This window comes from Butyricicoccus sp. OF10-2 (assembly GCF_003481925.1).
Taxonomy (GTDB): domain Bacteria; phylum Bacillota; class Clostridia; order Oscillospirales; family Butyricicoccaceae; genus Agathobaculum; species Agathobaculum butyriciproducens.
This window is the reverse complement of record NZ_QUMC01000029.1, coordinates 27,240-47,191: the sequence shown is the minus strand read 5'-3', so window position 1 is coordinate 47,191 and position 19,952 is coordinate 27,240. Positions and strand designations below refer to the sequence as shown.

Genomic DNA, 19,952 nt, shown 5'->3' with positions numbered 1-19,952 from the left:
GAGCATGTATCTCGGAATTTATACAAGGGAAGAAAAAATGTGCCTGCAAGGCGCGTTTTTTCTTCGGAATTCGATCGAAAGCGTGGTTTCGATCGAGAGCGTGCTCGGAAAACGTTAGTTTTTCGACAGCCTCAAAAGAGGTCGATTTCTCGACCTCTTTGCCGTTTATCTCTATTGCGGTTTGGCGATAAGCGTCAGCATCCCATATTTTCCAAAGCCTTCTTCGCCGCCATCTGCTCGGCTTCCTTTTTGCTCTTGCCGATGCCCTGCGCGAACACATTGGAGTTGAGCAGCAGCTCCATGGTGAACCGCTTGTCGTGGTCCGGGCCGGACTGCCCTGCCAGACGGTATTCCAGCGTTTCCTGCTTGTTCTTCTGCACGATCTCCTGCAGCATGGTCTTGTAGTCCTTGAACGCGCCGCCTGCCAGCGCAACCTCGACCTTATGCGGGATAAACCGCAGCACGAACGCACGGGCAGGCTCGATGCCGCCGTCCATAAAGATAGCGCCGAGCAGAGCCTCTGTCGCGTCAGCGAGAATGGACGCACGCTTGCGTCCGCCGCCCATCTCCTCACCGTGTCCCAGACGGATGGCTTCGGGGATACCGATCTCGTGCGCGATCTCATCCAGTGCGCCCTCGCAGACGACTGCCGCGCGCAGCTTGGTCAAATCACCCTCCGGCAGATCGGGATAGTGTGTGAACAGGTAACCCGCCGTGACAAAGCCCAGCACAGAATCGCCCAGAAACTCCAGGCGCTCGTTGCACTGCAGGTGCGTGCCGTGGTGCTCATTCGCGTAGGACGAATGCGTCATCGCCAGCCGGAGCAGGCTTTCATCCTTGAATTTATAGTCAATTTTCAGCATTTTTGTTCCTTCTTCCTGTGGATCACTCGGAAACCGTCATGTACTGAATGTTTTCCTTTACTGCATCGATCATGCCGGATTTGGTGTACGCGATGGCCTGACGGACCGCGTTCATCACCGCAATTTCGTTGGACGAGCCGTGCGCCTTGATGACCGGCTTTGCGATGCCGAGGAACGGCGCGCCGCCGATCTTGTCCTGATTGAACACCTCGCGGAAGTCGTCCATGCCTTTCTTGCACAGCAGATAGCCCAGCTTGGTACCGACAGAGGCCATGAACACGCCCTTGATCTCTTTCGACATGAACTTGGCTACACCCTCGATGGTCTTGAGCTGCACATTGCCGGTAAATCCGTCGCAGACAGCAACATCACACGCACCGAGCGGCACCATGCTGCCCTCTACGTTGCCGACAAAATTCAGACGGCCCTCGTCGCCCGCCTTTTTCAGCAGCGCGTAAGCCTCCTTGCGGAGCGGATCACCCTTGGTATCCTCCGTGCCGTTGTTGACAAGACCGACACGCGGCTTGACGACCCCGTTGATCTTCTCCGCGTACAGCGAAGCGAGGAACGCAAACTGCAGCAGCATTTCGGCGGTGCATTCGGTGTTTGCACCCGCATCGCACAGCATAACCTGACCGTTCGCGCACGGCATAACCGGTGCCAGCGCACCGCGTCGGATGCCCTTGATGCGGCCGCCGTACAGCGTCGCGCCGGTGAGCAGTGCGCCGGTGTTGCCCGCGGAAACGAGCGCATCGCCCTCACCGGCCTTGAGCAGCTTGAACGCTACCGCCATGGACGAATCCGGCTTGCGGCGGAGTACCGTTGCGGGATCGTCGTGCATATCGACCAGATCGTTTGCGGGCATGATGGTAATGCCCTTGACATCGGAAAGTCCCTTCTCCTTGAGGACATTCGCTACGACCTCCGGCTTGCCGACCAGCAGCACTTCCTCGCCGTATTCCTTCGCAGCCAGCGCACCGCCCCATACAGCGGATTCGGGCGCGTTATCGCCGCCCATCGCATCAACGATGATCCTCATATTAAAGCTCTCCCTTCAGTTTTTCGATCTGCTCGAGCGCCCGCTCGGAGATTTTGGTGTTCTTCTCCCGCTTGCCCTTGATTTTATAGCCGAGCGGCTCGATAATGCCGAAGTTTACGTTCATCGGCTGGAATTTCGCAACCGTGTGGTCGGAAATATAGGTCGCCAGTGCACCGGTGGCGGTCAGACGGTCGAGTGTCGGCATCGGTTTGCCGAGCACGTCCATGGCCGTTGCCACGCCTGCCACCCAGCCGGAGGCGGTGGACTCCACATAGCCTTCTACGCCGGTCATCTGGCCCGCAAAACGGATGCGCGGGTCGGATTTGAGCGCGTAAGTCGCGTCCAGCAGGCGCGGAGAATCCAGAAATGTGTTGCGGTGCATGACACCGTAGCGCACGAACTCGGCGTTTTTCAGCGCCGGGATCATGGAGAACACGCGCTTCTGCTCACCGAATTTCAGGTGGGTCTGGCAGCCGACCAGATTGTACAGCGTACCGTTCGCGTTGTCGCGGCGCAGCTGCAGGACCGCATACGGATCCTTTCCGGTTTTCGGGTCCGGCAGACCGATGGGCTTCAAAATGCCGAAGCGCAGCGTGTCAAAGCCGCGGCGCGCGTTGACCTCGATGGGCATGCAGCCCTCGAACACCTTAGAGTCCTCGAAGCCGTGCACCGGCGCTTCCTCAGCGGTGGTCAGTGCGTTCCAGAACGCCTCGTACTCCTCGCGGGAGAACGGGCAGTTGATGTAATCTGCGGTACCCTTGCCGTAGCGGGAAGCCTCGTAGGCGGAATCCATATCGATGCTCTCAGCCGTGACAATCGGCGCGGCGGCATCGTAAAAGTGCAGGAAATCGCCGCCGACCTTAGCGTGGATGGCGTCAAACAGCGTATCCGAGGTCAGCGGGCCTGAGGCGATTACGACTCTGCCTTCCGGAATCTCCGTTACCTCACCGTAGACCACCTCGATATTCGGGTGGTTTTTGATCTTCTCGGTGACGGCTGCCGCGAAGGCTTCGCGGTCAACCGCCAGTGCGCCGCCCGCCTCTACGCGGTGTGCATCCGCACAGGAGAGGATAAGGCTGTCCAGACGGCGCAGCTCCTCCTTGAGCAGACCGGCGGCGTTCGCCAGCTCATCCGAGCGCAGCGAGTTGGAGCACACCAGCTCGGCGAAATCGTCCGAGTGGTGCGCAGGCGTGTGCTGCACCGGCTTCATCTCACACAGGCGCACGGAGATACCGCGCTGTGCCAGCTGCCATGCAGCCTCACAGCCGGCCAGTCCCGCGCCGACTACTGTTACCATTTCACTCATTCGGCGCTCTCCTTTGCCGTGGTCTTTTTCTTTGCGGCAGGCTTTTTCGCTGCTGCTTTCTTCTCAGCGGCTTTTTTCGCCTTCTCAGCCGCCTTTTCTGCTTCATACTTTGCCAGAGCCTTGGCGTACTGCTCCTGCTGCTTGGCAGTCAGCTCCTGTACGGCCTCGTCCTTCAGCTTTTTGAATTTATTGGTGGTCTTGGTCATCCACGGCAGGGTTTTCTTTGCGGTGGATTTCTTAGTCGTTGCCTTTTTCGTTGCCTTCTTGACCTTTTCCTCGGTCTCGCCGTTCTTCTCGGCGGCTTCCTTTGCGGCAGCACGTTCCGCAGCCTTGGCGGCACGCGCTTCGCGCATCTTGCGGCGCTTTTCGGTCTCCTCAGGCGACAGACCCTCCTTGACCAGTTCCTTGTAGCCGCAGCCCTCACGCAGACAAACGTCCGTGACCTCCTTGGAATCGCGGTCGGTGTGGCGGAACAGCGAGGAATCGCAGTTCGGGCACTTGGTCTTGAGCGGCTTGTCCCACGTCATAAACTGGCAGGTCGGATAGGTGTCGCACGAGTAGTACACATAGCCGCGTGCGGACTTTTTCTTGACGACCTTTGCACCGCAGACCGGGCACGCAGCGCCGGTGTCCTCGGTGATGGGCTTGGTGTTGGTGCACTCCGGGAAACCGGGGCACGCAAGGAACTTGCCGAACCGGCCGGACTTGATGACCATGTTGCGTCCGCATTTCTCGCAGATAACGTCGGTCACCTCGTCCTGAATCTTGATGCGCTTGCCCTCGAGGTCGATCTCCGCCTGCTTGAGCGCGGCTTCAAAGCCGTCATAGAAGTTGTGCAGCAGCTGGATATAGTTCAGCTTGCCCGCTTCGACCTCGTCCAGCTCGTGCTCCATGTTGGCGGTGAACTCGTAATCGGCAACCGACTTGAACTCGTCAACCAGCAGGCCGGTAACGCCTTCGCCGAGCGGTGTCGGACGGAGCGCCTTGTTCTCCTTGGTGACGTAATCGCGGTCAATGATGGTGGAAATCGTCGGCGCGTAGGTGGACGGACGGCCGATGCCGCGTTCCTCCATCGCGCGGATGAGCGATGCCTCGGTGTAGCGAGCCGGCGGCTGCGTAAAGTGCTGGGACGGCTCGATCTTCTCGGCGGTCAGCTTGTCGCCCTGATCGAAGCGCGGCAGCGGCTTTCCTGCGGAATCCTGCTTTTTCTCGTCGTCCGTGCCCTCCTCGTAAACCGCAGTAAAGCCCGGGAACGCGACCGTATGACCGGATGCACGGAACACCTGACCCTCGCAGACAATGTCGGCGGAAACCGTATCGAGAATGGCGTCTGCCATCTGGCAAGCCACAAAGCGCGACCAGATCAGGCGGTACAGCTTGAACTGATCGGGCGTCAGGTACTTGCGGATTTCTTCAGGCAGCAGCTGCACGTTGGACGGACGAATGGCTTCGTGCGCGTCCTGCGCGTTGCCCTTGGTCTTGAACACACGCGGCTTGCCCGGATAATATTCCTCGCCGTAGCGACCGCGAATGAATCCGGCAGCGGCAGCGGTGGCCTCATCCGCCAGGCGGAGCGAGTCAGTACGCATGTAGGTGATAAGACCGGTCAGACCGTATTCACCGAGTTCAATACCTTCGTACAGCTCCTGTGCGATGCTCATCGTGCGGCGCGGCGTCATATTCAGCTTGCGGCTGGCTTCCTGCTGCAGCGTCGAGGTGATGAACGGAGGTGCGGCGGTGCGCTTTTTCTTGCCGCGCTTGATATTGCCGACGGTGAACGGCTTGCCGGTAACAGCGTTGACAACATGCATCGCCTGCTCTTCGTTTTTCAGCTCAGCCTTGCCGTTCGCGTCGCCATAGTAGCGCGCTGAAAACCTGCCGCCGTCCGCGGTCTGCAGCAGGGCCTCGATCGACCAGTATTCCTCCGGCACGAATGCGCGGATTTCGTTCTCACGGTCCACGACCAGACGGGTTGCAACGCTCTGCACACGGCCTGCGGACAGACCGCGCTTGACCTTGCGCCACAGGAACGGCGATAGCTGATAGCCAACGATTCGGTCGAGAATACGGCGTGCCTGCTGTGCATTTACCAGATCGATATCAATATCGCGCGGGTTCTCGATGCCCGAGCGGACCGCCTGCTTGGTGATCTCGTTAAAGGTCACGCGGCGGGAATTCTTGTCCTTGAGCTTGAACAGCTCCTTGATGTGCCACGAAATCGCTTCTCCCTCGCGGTCAGGGTCAGTTGCGAGATAGACGAAATCGCTCTTGCGGATTTCGCTGCGGATTTCCTTGATGATTTTATCTTTACCCTCGATCGGCACATATTCCGGCTGGAAATCGTGCTCGATATCGATGCTCATTTTCTTTTTCGGCAGATCGCGCAGATGTCCCATCGAAGCCTTGACGACATAGTCCGAACCGAGATATTTTCCGATCGTCTTTGCCTTGGCCGGGGACTCCACGATGACTAATTTAGACATAAAAACCTCCAAAAACTATTTCGTACGCAACCACGCTTGCGTACGAGAGGATGTACCGAACCGCGGGTTCGGATACATCCCATGCGGAGAAAAGTTTCTCCTTCGTCGAATCTTTTCTCCGCACTTCTATAAAAAGGGTGATACACAAGGTGAATTGCCGCGTAGCGGCAAGAGAAGGTGGTCTGGACCATGCTCCCCCTTTTTATGAATTTCCTGCGGAAATTCTATTGAATGCGCACCCAACGGTGCGGAATGCGTGTATTTCTTTTCTTCTCTCTCCTGCTTATCACCAGGTGCCGAGGATGAGTCTGCCCTTTTCGCGGCGCAGAATCCCATCCATTTCCAGCATGGTGACAAGGCTCATCACCCGCGGCGCTGCCAGACCGCAGCGGTCGATCAGCTCCTCGGGCGTGCTCACACCATCCCGCACAAGCGTGACGATGGTTTTTTCATCCTCATTTAAGCCGTCCGGCAGCGGTTTTGCGGCTGCTGACGGTGTTTTGGGTTCGGCTTTCGCCTTTTCTGCGGCAGCGGCGCGGCGCTGTTCGGCCTGCTGCTCACGCCTGCGAATGTCCTCCCATGCACTTCTGGCAGCCGGTTCCGGATACTCGCCGGTCTGGCGCCGGAACGCCTGCTGTACCGCCTGTTCGGGCATCATGCCGCCGTAGGCGCGCACGAGCGTCACCGGGCTGCTGAGCAGCGCGGCTTCGCCTTTTTCGATCAACTCATTGCACGACTGCGACTGCGGCGCGTCTATCGGGCCGGGCACGGCGTACACATCGCGTCCCTGATCGAGCGCGTGACGCGCGGTAATGAGCGCACCCGAACGCCAGTCGCTCGCCTCCACGATGACGGACGCGACCGACAGACCGCTGATGATGCGGTTGCGCTGATGGTAATTGCGTCCGTGCGGCTCGGTGCCGGGCGGATATTCGCTGATGATAGCCCCCATGAGCAGGATATCGCCCATCAGGCTGCGGTGCTGCGGCGGATAACACACATCGGGACCGCCCGCCAGCACGGCGACGGTCAGACCGCCCGCCTTCAGCGCACCGCGGTGTGCCGCGCCGTCATTGCCGAGCGCCATGCCGCTGACGGTTATCATGCCCGTCCGGGCCAGCGTTGTGCCGATCTGATCGGCGACTTTCAGGCCATACGGCGTCGCCTTGCGCGTGCCGACGACGGCTACGGCGGGAACGCTGTCGAAATCCGGCCAGCGTCCGCGCACATACAGCACGGTCGGCGGATCTGGGATCGCCCGCAGGCGGTCCGGATAAGCGCTGTCGCCGATGGTAATGATCTGGATATTCTTTTCCGTGCAGGACCGGATGACCTGCTCGGCTTCGGACGTATCCTTGTCGCACAGCAGATCGACATGGGTCTTGCGCAGCTCACACGGCGCAGCTGTCAGTGCCTGCCGGTCGGCAGCGAACACCGCCTCCGGAGAGCCGAAGGCATCGAGTACCTCGGCAGCTGTGCGCGAGCCGAGTCCGCGCTTGAGCGAAAGCCAAACATAGCTGAGTCTTGACGGCATAGTGCCCGCCTCCTCATTTTGTCATTTCGTAGATCACGATGGCCGCGGCAACGCCCGCATTGAGCGATTCGGCACGGCCCTTCATGGGAATGATAACGCGCTTATCGGACAGACGGAGCGCCTGCTCGGTCACGCCCTTTCCCTCACTGCCGATGATAACGGCGGCTTTGGAAAGCGACACCGAGGAAAGCGGCACGCTGTCCTCGTGCAGCGCGGTGGCATACAGCGGCAGACCGTTCCGGTGCAGCCGTTCGGCGGCCTCCGCAAGCGGCAGCGTCACGCACGGCAGACGGAACACCGCGCCCATCGTCGAGCGCACGACCTTGGGTGAAAACGGATCGGCGCAGCCCTCGCACAACACAACGGCGCCGAGCGCGAACGCTTCGGCGGTGCGTAAGATCGTGCCAAGGTTGCCCGGGTCCTGTAAGCCGTCCAGCAGGAGCACCTGCCCGGCTCCGTCCAGCGCGTCTGCCGTCCACTGCGGCTGCTCGCAGGAAAAGATGACGTTCTGCGGCGTTTCCACCTCACTTGCGAGTTTGAACAGCGCATCCGGTGCAGAATACAGGACAGCTCCCTGCCCTTCCGCCTCTTTGATGAACGGACTGTCCCAGCCGTCTCTCACAAGCACGGTTTTCAGCTTCGCGCCCGAACGCAGTGCTTCTCCCAGCATTTTTTCGCCCTCGCACAGCATTTCCTCCGTGCTCCGGCGGTATTTTCGTTCCCGTCCCAGCCGCGCAAGGTGCTTGAGCGCGGCATTCTGACGGCTCTGTATCTCAATCAATCCAGTTCCACCACCCTGCTCACAAATTTATTTTCGCCCATGATAAACAGAAGATCATCCGCCTCGATGGCTCTATCCGGCTTAGGACTTGCATCCAGTGCACCCTGTTCACCATGACGGACGGCGAGCACATTCACTTTATGCTTCTGCCGCACGTCAAGCTGCACCAGCGATCTGCCGACCCAGCTTTTCGGCGCGTGTATCTCCAGAATACTGTATTCGTCCGACACGCCGATAAAATCCACCACGTTGGTATGTGCCAGGCGCTGTGCCAGCTTGCAGCCCATTTCGCTCTCCGGCAGGACAACACGGTCCGCACCGACGCGTTCGAGCACCTTGGCATGCACAGTGCTTCTCGCTTTGGCAATGATGTATTGCGCGCCCAGATCCTTGAGCATGACTGTGATGAGGATGCTCGCCTCCATATCCGTACCTACCGCAACAATACAGCAGTCGAAGTTGCGCACGCCGACGGCCCCCAGCACGGCTTCGTCCTGCGCGTCGCCCTGCATGACCTGCGTCACATCATCCGCGATGCGCTGCACGCTCTCGACGTTCTCGTCGATGGCAAGAACCTCCTGACCAAGCTCGGTCAGCTCCTGCGCAACGGCGGTACCGAATCGGCCCATGCCGATCACCAGAAAGGATTTCATATCTGTCTCTCCTTTGGATAACTGCTTAATCTACTTCACCATAAAGGCATCATCACGCAAAATGCCGAAAATGTAATTGCGGAATGCTGCCTCAACCAATAAATACATCTGCGTCCGGGTATTTGAGCCTTGGCGGCTCTCTGCGGCGCATGAAAACGGCAACGCCGAGCGTCAGCACACCGACACGGCCATATACATCATCACGATCAGAATAACGCGCGAAGCCGCCGCCAACGTCGGTGTCAGACCCATGGACACACCGACCGTGCCGAACGCGGAGACCGCTTCAAACAGGCACTGGTGAAACGGTGCGTCCTCGATTCCGGCGATCGCACAGGCGCCGACCAGACAGAGCACGCCGCCTGCCATGAGCAGGGTTACGGCGTTCATGATGCTGCGCGGCGCAATCGTCCGGCCGAACGCCGAAACCGTTGTGCGCCCGCAGAAGGCGCTGATGGCCGTGAGCACGAGCACGGCCGCCGTCACGGTCTTGATGCCGCCTGCTGTTGAGCCGGGCGATCCGCCGATGAACATGAGCAGGCACGACACCGCCTGACTCGGGCCGGTAAGCGCGCCGAGGTCGATGGTGTTGAAGCCTGCCGTGCGCAGGGTCACGGACTCAAACGCCGCCGCAAGCAGCTTGTGCGGAGTATCAAACGCACCGAGCGTTGCCGGATTGCTCCACTCGAACAGCAGCGTCCAGCCAAAGCCGAACAGCAGCAGACCTGCCGTGGCCGTCAGCACGATTTTCGTGTGCAGGCGCAGACGGCAGAAACTATGCTTGTCCCACACGTCGCTCCACACGAAAAAGCCGAGACCGCCGAGCACGATGAGCGCCATCAGCGTAATGTTCACGAGCGGATCCTCCGCCCAGCCGATGAGCGACTGAAACGGATCGTCCGGTGTGCCCATCAGGTCAAAGCCTGCGTTGCAGAATGCCGAAACCGCGTGGAACACGCCCATTGTGATTCCCTTCGGGAAACCGTAATGCGGCACGAACCGGCAGGACAGCAGAACCGCTCCCGTCCCTTCGATGATGAACGTGCCGAACAGCACGCGCCGTGTCAGACGGACAATGCCGCCGCCGTCCGACAGATTAAGCCCCGCGCTCATCACCATACGCTCGTGCAGCGTGATCGTTCGCCGCAGGACAAACGACGCAATAGCCGCGACGGACATAAAGCCGAGTCCGCCGATCTGAATCAGCAGCAGGATGACGCACTTGCCGAATACCGACCAGTGCACCGCCGTGCTGACCGTGACGAGTCCGGTAACACAGCTCGCCGAGGCTGCTGTAAACAGCGCGTCGAGAAACGGCGTTATCTGTCCGTCTGCCGCCGAAACCGGCAGCATCAGCACCAGCGCACCCACCAGAATCGTCAGCGCAAAGCCAAGGGCAAGCACCGTCGGCGCCCGCAGTCCCAGATGCCGCTTATGCACCGTAAAAATCTGCGTCTGCACGATAAATCCCCTCCTTTAACGATGATACGCTGAAAGCCTGAACGTACCGTTCAGGCTTTAAACAGGCATACATTATATAGTAGTATATCATCGAATTTTTGTCTGTTCAATATAATCTTATACCCGAAATTTTTCGAGAAGTCAAGCGATTTGCGGAATTTTTCCACGCAAGAATAAGCAAGGGCTCTCTGATTTTCAACAGATCAGAGAGCCCGTAGGGGGTTCTGCCGTCGGCAAATGCTCCAACAATCCGGCAGACAGAAGTTTATTCCGCAGTTCAAACACATCTACACATTTCCCATTTTACGGTAATACGGTAAGAGGAAAACCGCATCGAACTGCGAAATAACACAGGTAACAAATGGTACGTTTTTGCGTACTTATCCAGTATAACACCATATCCTGCACAGTCCATAGGCATTTTTTGCCCAAAACCTGCTATTCCTTACTGCAAATGAGCCTTCCGGCACAGGTGGCTGCCGGAAGCTCAGGAGAAAGATTAAGATGCTACCAGATTCGGGAGGAAATATACAACCTGCGGGAATACCGTTACCAGAATTACCACTGCGATGATAATCAGGATGAACGGGATAACGCCGCGGTAGATTTCCTGTATTTTGACCGACGGCGGCACAATGCCCTTGATGTAGAACAGTGCGAAGCCGAACGGCGGCGTCATGAAGCAGGTCTGCAGCATAACAGCCGTAACTGCGACGATCCACAGACGGTCAAAGCCGAACATATCCATAATCGGCAGGAAGATCGGGAATACGATCATAACGATGCCCAGCCAGTCGAGGAACATGCCCATAAAGAATACGATCGCCATCATGATTGCGAACGCGCCCCACTTGCCGATGCCAACGCTCGAAATCCAGGTTGCAATCAGCTGGTCGCCGTCGAGCGACATGAAGATGCCGGTGAAGGCAGACGCGCCGAACAGGATGATGAATACCATCGCAGATGTCTTTGCGGTGTCGATGAGCGAATCATACAGCATCTTCCAGCTGAACTGCTTGTAGAAGATCGCGAGAATAAGCGAGAACAGTGCGCCTACACCTGCTGCCTCGGTCGGAGTTGCCCAGCCGGTGAAGATGGAACCGAGCACGCCGACGATCAGGATGACCGGCGGGATCAGGTTGATGAGCGAACCGGTGATGCGCTCACGCAGCGGCATGGCAGCCAGCTCTTCGGTGGTCATCGCCGGACCGTAATCCGGGTGGATATGGCAGATGACGAACACATAGATCATGTAGAACAGCGACAGGACAAGACCCGGAACGATAGCGGCGAAGAAGATCTTGCCGACCGATACATTCGCATAGGAGCCCATCGAAACCAGCATGATAGACGGCGGAATCAGGATACCGAGCGAACCGCCCGCACACACCATGCCGCACGCGAGAGACGGCTTATAGCCGCACTTCAGCAGCACCGGTACGGACAGCATGCCCATGGTAACAACGGATGCGCCGACGATGCCGGTCGTGGCAGCGAACACGGTGGAAACCACGATCACTGCCAGACCGAGACCGCCCTTCAGAGGACCAAGCAGGTAGCGGATAGAGAGGAACAGCCCATCCGCAACCTTGGAATGTGTCAAAAAGTTTGCCATCAGCACGAACATCGGAATGGCGACCATGGAATAGCTTTGCATCTGGTCGTACACCTTGGTCATGGCGATGGTGATACCCGGGCCGCCCCAGGCGAGATAGCCGATAATAACACCGGCGCCGCCGAGGACGAACGCAAGCTCCTGACCGGTCGCAAGACCGATGATCATGATAAGGAACAGTACGCCAAGCAGGATCGCGCTGAGCTGTGTTGCGCTCACGCCGGACTGCGTGACAAGATTGGTCAGCATTTCCATCATGCAGCGTCGCCTCCCTTCGTATCATCCGTGCCGGAAACGGCTTCACCGATGCCGCGCACGCACTTGAGCATCTCGGAAATGCCCTGCAGTGCGAGCAGCGTCATGCCGACGAACAGCGCCAGCTTGACCGGCCATGCCGGCGGCGCCCATACCGAGTAGCCGCGCTCACCCGTGGTATACGAGCGAAGGAAAAATCCGAAGCTCTCGGGCACGAGCACGAATACGAACGGAACAAAGAACACCAGATAGGTAATCAGGTGCAGAATGTTCTGCGCAAGCGGTTTAAGCCGTGCATACAGCACATCAACCGCAACAAAGGCCTTCTTCTGGAAGCCGTAGGCGCAGACCATGATAATGTAGCAGCCGAAGGTCATGCAGATGACGTCCATCGTCCAGATCTGCGGACTGTGGAACAAACGGCGCAGCACGACTTCGGTAACAATGACCGCGAGAATGCCAAGAACGGCGAAGGAAGCAATCCTGCCGATCCAGTCATTGACGAGGTCGATCACATCGCAGATGCGTTTGATCACTTTCATATATTACACCTCATCTTCTGAGGCTCCGTGCTCTCAAAAGAGAGCACGGAACACTCTGTCGGTCACTTTTCGGATTCATCGTAGTTGAAGCCCCAGCCGTAGTCACCGAGCATTGCGCGGTAGGTATCGGCATGTTCACGGTAATCCTGCATAGAGCTGTATACCATGTTGAAGTTTTCATTCTTCGCAGCTTCTTCTTCGTAAACCTGACGGCAGGTCTCACGGATGGTATTCCAGTCGTCCTGGTTCATCTTGGTGACGACGCAGCCGTCCTCCTCGAGCATCTTCTTGGTGGAATCGAAATCCATCCACAGGTAGCGGGACAGCTGCTCGGAGGTGCAGATCTCAGCCGCCATCTGGATGGCGTTCTGGTACTCCTCGGGGAGCTGATTCCATGCATCCTTGTTGATCATAACGCCGTTGACGCCGCCGGACTGATACCATGCAGGCGAGCACCAGTACTTGGCAACCTCCTGCAATTTCAGCGAATCATCCGAGCACGGCGTGGAGAACTCGCCGCCGTCGATAACGCCGCGCTGCAGGGACTCATAAAGCTCGCTTGCCGCAACGGTGGTGATGTTGATGCCCAGCTTTTCCGCTGCACGGCCGGCCATAACGCCGCCGAGGCGGATCTTCATGCTCTGCATGTCCTTGATAGAAGTGATCGGCTTGGTCGAACGGATACCGGACTCTGCGTGGTTGATCATAATCGGGAAATACGTCATGTTGTACTTGCCGTACATATCCTGATAGCACTTCAGGCCGCCGCCCTGGGTGATCCAGATGTAGTAGTCCATGCCGGTGAAGTTATCCATTGTAGTGGAGAGCAGCTCAAAAGCGGTATCCTTGCCGCTCCAGTAGCCGCCCCAGTCACCGCCGCACTGGATGGTGCCGTTCTGGACGTAATCAAACAGCTGGTTTGCCGCACAAAGCGAGCCCTCCGGATAGTTGGTGATGGTGAATCGTCCGTCGGTCAGCTGGCTGACCAGCTCGGAGAAGCGCTCGTCACAGGTGAAGTGAATGTTGCCGTCACCCCAGGTGGAACCCATCTTCCAGGTGATGACCGGCAGATCACTGCTGCCGCCTGCAACTGCATTGGCGTTTGCCGCATCCATCATGCCGCTGTCCGCGGCATTGCCGCAGCCGGACAAACCAAGGGTTGCCGCACCGACTGCACCGCAAAGCAGACCTGCCATCAATCTTTTGATTTTCATCTTTTTAGCCTCCTTGTTCGTTTTCCTCTATCGAAAACGCCGTTTTGCGGACGTTTGCGAACAAACTGGTCATGCACAAGGAGGGGGTTCTCGCTAATCGCTGTCGGCCAGTGCCTGTACGGCCTGCACGACCTCCTTCTGCGCATCGGAAAGGTGTTCGTAAATCGGCTGCACCGCTGCACGGAACTTTTCGGCCTGCTCCTCATCGAGCAGCGCCATGTAGCAGCCGCTGCGGGATGCATGCAGCATTGCTCGAACCTCTGCGCTCTGCCAGTGGTCGCGCTGCCACGAAGCCGCCTCAGCGGCGCATCGCTCAATGATGGTCTGCTCCTCCTGTGAGAACGTTTCCCACGTTTCCGAGGACGCGACCAGCACATCCGCGTTGTAGGAATGTCGGTCGTACGTCCAGTACGGTGCAAGCTGATAGTAGCCGCTGTCCACATAGGTAGGCAGCGTGCTCTCGGCGCCGTCAATCCGGTCAGTGCGGAGCGCGAGCGCGATCTCATCCGGCGGCAGCGTCACCGCCTCGGCGCCCCACATCGGAATGACCTGCTTCATCTGCGAGGAATCCTCGGTGCCGAGCCGCAGATCCTTCATGTCATCGAGTGAGGTGATCGCCTTTCCTGTCGTGAAAAAGCACCGGTAACCGGCATAAAAATAGCTTAAACCGGTAAGGCCCTTGTCCTCGAGCGAGGCCATCACCTGCTGACCGACTGCGCCGTCCAGCACCCGGAACAGGTGCTTGTCCGAGGTGTACTCGTACGGCAGCTGCAGCGCCGCAAGCTGCGGTGCATACGCTGCGGCAGACGAGATTGGCGTGCGTACAAAATCAATTCCACCGTACACGCACTGCTCAAGTGCGGATGCATCGGTGCCAAGCTCGTTATCAAAGCTCGGCAGAATTTGTATCGCGCCGTCCGTTTCCCTGCGCACCTGATCACAGAAGCGCTGACACGCCTGATTGGCGAGGTAGTTTTCGCTCTGTCCGCTGGCAAGGCGGTAATAGCGGATATGCGGCTCGTCCGTGCCGCCGGTACATGCACAGAGCATGAGCAGCAGCCATCCGGCGATCACACACCGAAAGCGTTTATTCATCTTTCCATCTCCTATTATATAGGGTGACCAGTTTCGGCAACATCGTAAATACTTGCGGTAGACAGGTAAAATCACAGCGTACTGAAAATTTTCACATTCTATTTTATGACATTTGCATAAACATTTTGGAAGGAATAGTAAATTTCCGTATAAATTCCGTAAATCCTGCCGCGCGGCTCGTTCAGTTTGCGTTATGATTGCGGTACTCGGTAGGCGTTACGCCCAAATGCCGCTTGAACACCTTCGTGAAGTAGTTTGCATCCGTATAGCCGACCCGAACAGCGATTTCCCGTACCGGAATATCAGTCTGCTGCAGCAGCTCAACCGCACGGTCGATACGGTAGGCGGTCAAGTATTCAAGGAAGGTCTGGTTATACGAGGTGCGAAAAAAGCGTGAGAAGTAGAACGCACTCATGCCCATCGCCTCTGCCGCCTGATCGAGCGACACATCCCGCATGTAATGATGCTCCAGCCACACGGAAAACTGGGTGCAGAACGCATTTCCCGGCTTGTCCCCGCGTACCGCCGGACGGCTTTCCGGCAGCAGATTCAGCTTGCGCAGGCAGGCGGTAATCTGAGCACTGTCGAACGGCTTGACCAGATAATCCGTTCCGCCGGCCCGCATGGCGCCTACAGCGTAGTCGAAGCGGTCGAAGGCAGTCAGGAACACGATGTGCGTTTCCGGCATGGCTTTGTGGATGATGGCTGCCGCATCAAGGCCGTTCATCACCGGCATTTCAATATCCATCAGCACCAGCTGCGGCTGAATTTGACGGGCGCGTTCAACCGCCTCCCGTCCGTTCGCAACTCCCTCGATGAGTGCATCCGCGCCAAGCAAATCACGCATCTGTCCGCTCAGATTCTGCAGACTCAGCGGTTCGTCCTCCGCAATCAGTACCTTTAACATATATGCTCTTCCCCTTTCATGGGCAGTATGATGCGGGCTGTCGTGCCCAATCCGGGACAGCTGACAATGCGGAAGCTGCCGCCGGACAGCGCAATGCGTCCCGCGATATTCTGCAGGCCGATGGACCGGTGTCCCTCGGCGGTGTTCTGTTTCATTTTGCTGCGCGAGAAGCCGCCGCCGTTGTCCGTAATCTGGATGCGGCAGCCTTCCGGTGCAAGCTGCGTCACAATGCGGATGCGGCCGCCCGCACTGCGGCTGCGCATGCCGTGCACAATGGAGTTTTCCACGATTGGCTGCAGTGTGAATTTCGGCAGTTCACAGGCCGCACAGCGGCTGTCGCAGTCCATCTCGAACGAAATGCGTTCACCGAACCGCAGCTCCTGCAGTGAAATGTAGTCGCGCAGCAGCGCAAGCTCGCGGTCGAGTGTTACCACGCTGTCATCATGGTCAAGCGTGTAGCGGAAGAAGTTCGCCAGCCGCACCACCATGTCGCCGGTGACGGTCGCCTGCTCGATTCCGGCCATATTGGCCACGCTCTGCAGCGTGTTGAACAGAAAATGCGGGTTGATCTGGCTCTGCAGCTGCGCAAAGCGGCTCTGCTCGATCAGCTGCCGCAGGCGTGCTGCCTCGCTCTCCTGCTGACGCAGGGATTTTTCCAGCTGTGCTTCGCTTTCCAGTGCGTGGATCGTCCGCGCGATCTGGTGCTTGAGGTGGTTAAACGAGTCAGCGAGCATACCGATCTCGTCCGAGCGTGCAAAGTTGAAGTCCTCAATGTCATATTCGCCATCCGCGACGCGGCGCGCACCGCGGCTCATCTGCTGCACCGGCAGCAGCAGGCTGCGTGCGTAGTACAGCATCGCGCCTGCAAACAGCACGCTGCCGATCGCGGCTACGATGGTAAATACCATGTTCTGCGCGGTACCCCGCTGACCGAGGACCAGATAGCCCTCGCGTCCCTCCATCAGAAAGGCCTCCGTCAGCTGGTCGGTGTATTGCGTCAGATAGCTGCCCTGTGTACGCAGAGCTTCGTAGTTCACCGCATCAAATGTGCCGCCATGCAGCTGCGCGATGAACGTCTCCTGACGGACTCGATAGCTTTTCATCGTGCGGTCGATGACCTGCTTGAGCACCTCGCTCTGTGTGTTGCCGTCGGTCTCTGCGCTGCGCAGCCGCTCCCACGCACAGGCGGTGTCCTGCACGGCGTCCGCATATTTGTCGATCGTATCGGACCCGGGCGCCGCAAGCGTCAGCTCGCTCAGAAGCGCATTTTCCTGCTCCATGGCGTTCATGTAGTCCGTGCAGCGTGCATATTCGGACAGGATATCATTGCTTTTCTCGCGGTAATCATAAAAATCGTTCATTAACAGTCCCACCACCAGCAGAATGGGAATGACGAATGCGCAGCTCAGCACAATCGCCTTGTTCACAATGGACAGACGCACCCACCATTGACGTACTCCGTGCACAGGCCCACCTCCTTTGTCAGATTTTATCATAAGCTAATTGATAAGCAATGTAAACCTTTTCTGGGCAAAAAAAGGTAAAAAATCCGCCGTACCGGCAGTGTGCAAAGAAAAACGCAGGAAGGCATCCCTAACGGACGCTTCCTGCGTTTCCTATTCAATCTGATCCGGCGGCTTCATTATCGAATAACGCGATGAAAATGAAAGCGTTACGGCGACAGCTTCTCCCGGAGCATCGTGAGCAACTGCTGCATATCGAACGGCTTGGAAAGATGGCCGTTCATACCGGCCTTCTCTGCGTTCTGTCTGTCCTCGTCAAAGGCGTTCGCCGTCATGGCGACAATGGGCAGACCCGCCTTTTCGGCATCCGGCAGAGCGCGGATGGCACGCGCGGCCGCATAACCGTCCATGACCGGCATCTGAATATCCATCAGCACCAGATCATAGTGCCCGGGCGCGCTCTCGCGCACCTTGTCTACCGCGACCTTTCCGTTTTCCGCCGTGTCCACCTCGAACCCGCCTTCCTCGAGCATCGTCACTGCGATTTCGCGGTTGAGGGCGTTATCCTCGACGACCAGCAGCCGTTTTCCGGCGAAATCCGCCTTTTTCTCCGTCTGCTCCGCAGGCTCTGCCGAAAGAAACGGTTCAGCCAGTACGCGGCGCAGCTCGGACATGAACAGCGGCTTGGCGCAGAACGCGGTCACGCCTGCGGCTTTTGCCTCAACCTCGATATCCGTCCAGTCGTAGGCGGTCAGGATGATGATTGGGGTGTTGCTGCCGATCATCTTGCGGATGCGGCGCACGACCTCAAGGCCGTTCAGATCGGGTATCATCCAGTCGATGATAAAGACATAGAAGCCGTCACCCTGCTCGATCGCGTCCTGCGTACGGACGACAGCCTCATGTCCCGAGGTCGTCCAGTCCGACCGCATGCCGATCATTCGCAGCATTTTGCTGACGTTCAGACAGGTGTCGGTGTCGTCATCCGCCACGAGCGCGCGCAGACCCTCAAGCTGCGGGATGCACTGCGGCGCGGCCTGCTCTCCGCTGATAGGAAAGCGCAGGGAAACCGTAAATTCCGAGCCCTTCCCCGGCTCACTCTCGACCGAAATACTGCCGCCCATCATATCGACCAGATTTTTCGTAATCGCCATGCCGAGACCGGTTCCCTGAATTTTGCTCACGGTCGAGGTTTCCTCGCGCGCAAACTGCTCGAAGATATGCTCCTGAAACGCCGAGCTCATGCCGATGCCGGTATCACGGATATGAAATTCATAATCCACACTGCCATGCGGTGCGGTCTGCTTCTGAACGATGCGCAGGGTGATCATGCCGCCTACCGGGGTGAACTTAATGGCATTGGACAGGATGTTGAGCATGATCTGATTGAGGCGCATGGGGTCGGCAACCACATCCTCATCCTCCACATCGACCATGTCGATGAAAAGCGAAATGCGCTTGGCGGTGATGCTCGACTGGATAATATCGCGCAGATCGTGTACAAGCTCGGGCAGGTGCACCGGACGCAGTTCGAGCGAGACCTTGCCGCTCTCGATGCGGCTCATATCGAGCACATCGTTAATGAGCGAGAGCAGATGCTGGCTCGCCGTCGCAGTCTTTTTCAGGTAGTCGAGCACCTGCTCGCGGTTGTCGATATGGGTGGCCGCAAGCGAGGTGAAGCCGATGATCGCGTTCATCGGCGTGCGGATGTCGTGCGACATATTGAACAGAAATTCGCGCTTGGCGCGGTTTGCCGCCGTTTCCTGACGGATAGCGCGTTCAAGCTCGGCGTTTTTCTGCTCAAGCGAGGTTTGATATTCCTTTTCGAGCGTTTTCTGCTGCTGGAGAAAGCTCTTTTCCGTGCCTCGGCGCACAAACAGAAGCAGCGTCAGAACGACCGCACAGGCGAGGAATGCCACGATCATATTGACCGGCGTGTTCGTGTAGAGCAGTCTGCCCGGGACATATATATAGTAGTAGAAGTTGCGCCCGTGGCTGTACATGCCGTAATATTGGGTCAGTCCCCTGCGTCCGGCATAGACCAGCCGGTCGGCATGGCCGCTCGAGCGGATGCGGCGGAGCAGATTATTTTCCGTGGTATCCGTACCGATGAGGGACAGATCGTCCGACGCGGTTACGCGGTTGCCGTCCGACAGGAGCACGGTTCCCGTGGTCTCGGCGTCGTAGCCGTCGAGCAGATTCTGCACGGAGAGCACGGATTTCTTTGCGAACGCCGCCCCGGTGTGCCGCCAGCCAAGCACCGCGCCGCGGTCGTCCGAACAGCTGCGCACGGCAACGTCGGCAAACGAGCCGTCGGTCAGCTGCACGCGCCGAACATAGGTGCTCTGCGGATGACCGATCACGGCGAGCACGCGCCCGGCTTCCAGATCGGTTTGCAGGCGGGTATAGCCGATGCCGTCCGTGCTGTACTCGCAGACCAGCCTGCCGTTCGCATCCAGCACCGAAATGCCGGTCAGTCCCAGCCGCTCCGCATACTGCCGCAGCTCATCCTCGCCGCAGTCAAGCGTCACGCCCTCCAGTTCCTGAACGGCGGTCGTTCCGCGCACGAGCGCCTTGGCCACGGCGGTCTCGTTATACTGCACATAGGAGGAGGACTGCTCCTTTACAAAGTCGATCAGTTCGGTCATGCGCTGCTCGCAGTCCCGCATATCCGCGTGCCGGGACAGCAGGAATACCGCGCCGAGGAACAAAAGCCCCGCTGCGAAGCACAGGCACCAGAA

General features: G+C 58.2%; 15 protein-coding genes. All 15 read right to left on the bottom strand.

Features of this window, described 5'->3' with window-relative positions; translation table 11 throughout:
• Positions 1-194: 194 nt before the first annotated feature.
• Positions 195-863, bottom strand: a complete 669-nt coding sequence (gene rnc, locus DXB00_RS13425) for a ribonuclease III (protein ID WP_117750987.1) — start codon at positions 861-863, stop codon at positions 195-197.
• A gap of 22 nt (positions 864-885) precedes the next feature.
• Positions 886-1,902, bottom strand: coding sequence for a phosphate acyltransferase PlsX (plsX, locus tag DXB00_RS13420; RefSeq protein WP_117489291.1), 1,017 nt, complete (start codon positions 1,900-1,902; stop codon positions 886-888).
• A gap of 1 nt (position 1,903) precedes the next feature.
• The gene (gene trmFO, locus DXB00_RS13415; RefSeq protein WP_118729917.1) at positions 1,904-3,208 is read right to left on the bottom strand and encodes a methylenetetrahydrofolate--tRNA-(uracil(54)-C(5))-methyltransferase (FADH(2)-oxidizing) TrmFO; all 1,305 of its coding nucleotides are present in this window, start codon (positions 3,206-3,208) and stop codon (positions 1,904-1,906) included.
• On the bottom strand, positions 3,205-5,691 hold the full coding sequence (gene topA / locus DXB00_RS13410) for a type I DNA topoisomerase (RefSeq protein WP_118729918.1): 2,487 nt from the start codon (positions 5,689-5,691) through the stop codon (positions 3,205-3,207). The genes trmFO and topA overlap by 4 nt, the downstream gene beginning before the upstream one ends.
• A gap of 286 nt (positions 5,692-5,977) precedes the next feature.
• On the bottom strand, positions 5,978-7,225 hold the full coding sequence (gene dprA, locus DXB00_RS13405; RefSeq protein WP_118729919.1) for a DNA-processing protein DprA: 1,248 nt from the start codon (positions 7,223-7,225) through the stop codon (positions 5,978-5,980).
• A gap of 13 nt (positions 7,226-7,238) precedes the next feature.
• Positions 7,239-8,006: a TrmH family RNA methyltransferase gene (locus DXB00_RS13400; protein WP_118729920.1), complete on the bottom strand. Its 768-nt coding sequence runs from the start codon at positions 8,004-8,006 to the stop codon at positions 7,239-7,241.
• Positions 8,003-8,659 carry a potassium channel family protein gene (locus DXB00_RS13395; RefSeq protein WP_118285384.1) on the bottom strand — a complete coding sequence of 219 codons (657 nt, stop codon included), beginning with the start codon at positions 8,657-8,659 and terminating at the stop codon, positions 8,003-8,005. Before DXB00_RS13395 ends, DXB00_RS13400 begins: the two co-directional genes overlap by 4 nt.
• Positions 8,660-8,830: 171 nt before the next feature.
• Positions 8,831-10,120 (bottom strand): TrkH family potassium uptake protein, encoded by a 1,290-nt coding sequence (locus DXB00_RS13390; protein WP_119215036.1) that lies wholly within the window; start codon positions 10,118-10,120, stop codon positions 8,831-8,833.
• A 499-nt stretch (positions 10,121-10,619) separates the two neighbouring features.
• Positions 10,620-11,993 carry a TRAP transporter large permease gene (locus DXB00_RS13385; protein WP_199697299.1) on the bottom strand — a complete coding sequence of 458 codons (1,374 nt, stop codon included), beginning with the start codon at positions 11,991-11,993 and terminating at the stop codon, positions 10,620-10,622.
• Positions 11,990-12,532 (bottom strand): TRAP transporter small permease subunit, encoded by a 543-nt coding sequence (locus tag DXB00_RS13380; protein ID WP_110436437.1) that lies wholly within the window; start codon positions 12,530-12,532, stop codon positions 11,990-11,992. The genes DXB00_RS13385 and DXB00_RS13380 overlap by 4 nt, the downstream gene beginning before the upstream one ends.
• A 62-nt stretch (positions 12,533-12,594) precedes the next feature.
• Positions 12,595-13,746 carry a TRAP transporter substrate-binding protein gene (locus DXB00_RS13375; RefSeq protein WP_110436436.1) on the bottom strand — a complete coding sequence of 384 codons (1,152 nt, stop codon included), beginning with the start codon at positions 13,744-13,746 and terminating at the stop codon, positions 12,595-12,597.
• Positions 13,747-13,839: 93 nt separating this feature from the next.
• The gene (dctP, locus tag DXB00_RS13370; protein WP_118480359.1) at positions 13,840-14,841 is read right to left on the bottom strand and encodes a TRAP transporter substrate-binding protein DctP; all 1,002 of its coding nucleotides are present in this window, start codon (positions 14,839-14,841) and stop codon (positions 13,840-13,842) included.
• Between the two features lie 181 nt (positions 14,842-15,022).
• Positions 15,023-15,748, bottom strand: coding sequence for a response regulator transcription factor (locus DXB00_RS13365; RefSeq protein WP_117489305.1), 726 nt, complete (start codon positions 15,746-15,748; stop codon positions 15,023-15,025).
• Positions 15,742-17,214, bottom strand: a complete 1,473-nt coding sequence (locus DXB00_RS13360) for a sensor histidine kinase (protein WP_158578352.1) — start codon at positions 17,212-17,214, stop codon at positions 15,742-15,744. The genes DXB00_RS13365 and DXB00_RS13360 overlap by 7 nt, the downstream gene beginning before the upstream one ends.
• Positions 17,215-17,420: 206 nt before the next feature.
• The gene (locus DXB00_RS13355; protein ID WP_243107234.1) at positions 17,421-19,922 is read right to left on the bottom strand and encodes a hybrid sensor histidine kinase/response regulator; all 2,502 of its coding nucleotides are present in this window, start codon (positions 19,920-19,922) and stop codon (positions 17,421-17,423) included.
• Positions 19,923-19,952: the final 30 nt, after the last annotated feature.

Excerpts from the sequence above, each read along its gene's own strand:
- trmFO (WP_118729917.1), bottom strand. The coding sequence starts at position 3,208 with ATGAGTGAAATGGTAACAGTAGTCGGCGCGGGACTGGCCGGCTGTGAG.
- DXB00_RS13385 (WP_199697299.1), bottom strand. The coding sequence starts at position 11,993 with ATGATGGAAATGCTGACCAATCTTGTCACGCAGTCCGGCGTGAGCGCA.
- dprA (WP_118729919.1), bottom strand. The coding sequence starts at position 7,225 with ATGCCGTCAAGACTCAGCTATGTTTGGCTTTCGCTCAAGCGCGGACTC.
- plsX (WP_117489291.1), bottom strand. The coding sequence starts at position 1,902 with ATGAGGATCATCGTTGATGCGATGGGCGGCGATAACGCGCCCGAATCC.
- DXB00_RS13395 (WP_118285384.1), bottom strand. The coding sequence starts at position 8,659 with ATGAAATCCTTTCTGGTGATCGGCATGGGCCGATTCGGTACCGCCGTT.
- DXB00_RS13375 (WP_110436436.1), bottom strand. The coding sequence starts at position 13,746 with ATGAAAATCAAAAGATTGATGGCAGGTCTGCTTTGCGGTGCAGTCGGT.
- dctP (WP_118480359.1), bottom strand. The coding sequence starts at position 14,841 with ATGAATAAACGCTTTCGGTGTGTGATCGCCGGATGGCTGCTGCTCATG.
- rnc (WP_117750987.1), bottom strand. The coding sequence starts at position 863 with ATGCTGAAAATTGACTATAAATTCAAGGATGAAAGCCTGCTCCGGCTG.
- DXB00_RS13380 (WP_110436437.1), bottom strand. The coding sequence starts at position 12,532 with ATGAAAGTGATCAAACGCATCTGCGATGTGATCGACCTCGTCAATGAC.
- topA (WP_118729918.1), bottom strand. The coding sequence starts at position 5,691 with ATGTCTAAATTAGTCATCGTGGAGTCCCCGGCCAAGGCAAAGACGATC.
- DXB00_RS13365 (WP_117489305.1), bottom strand. The coding sequence starts at position 15,748 with ATGTTAAAGGTACTGATTGCGGAGGACGAACCGCTGAGTCTGCAGAAT.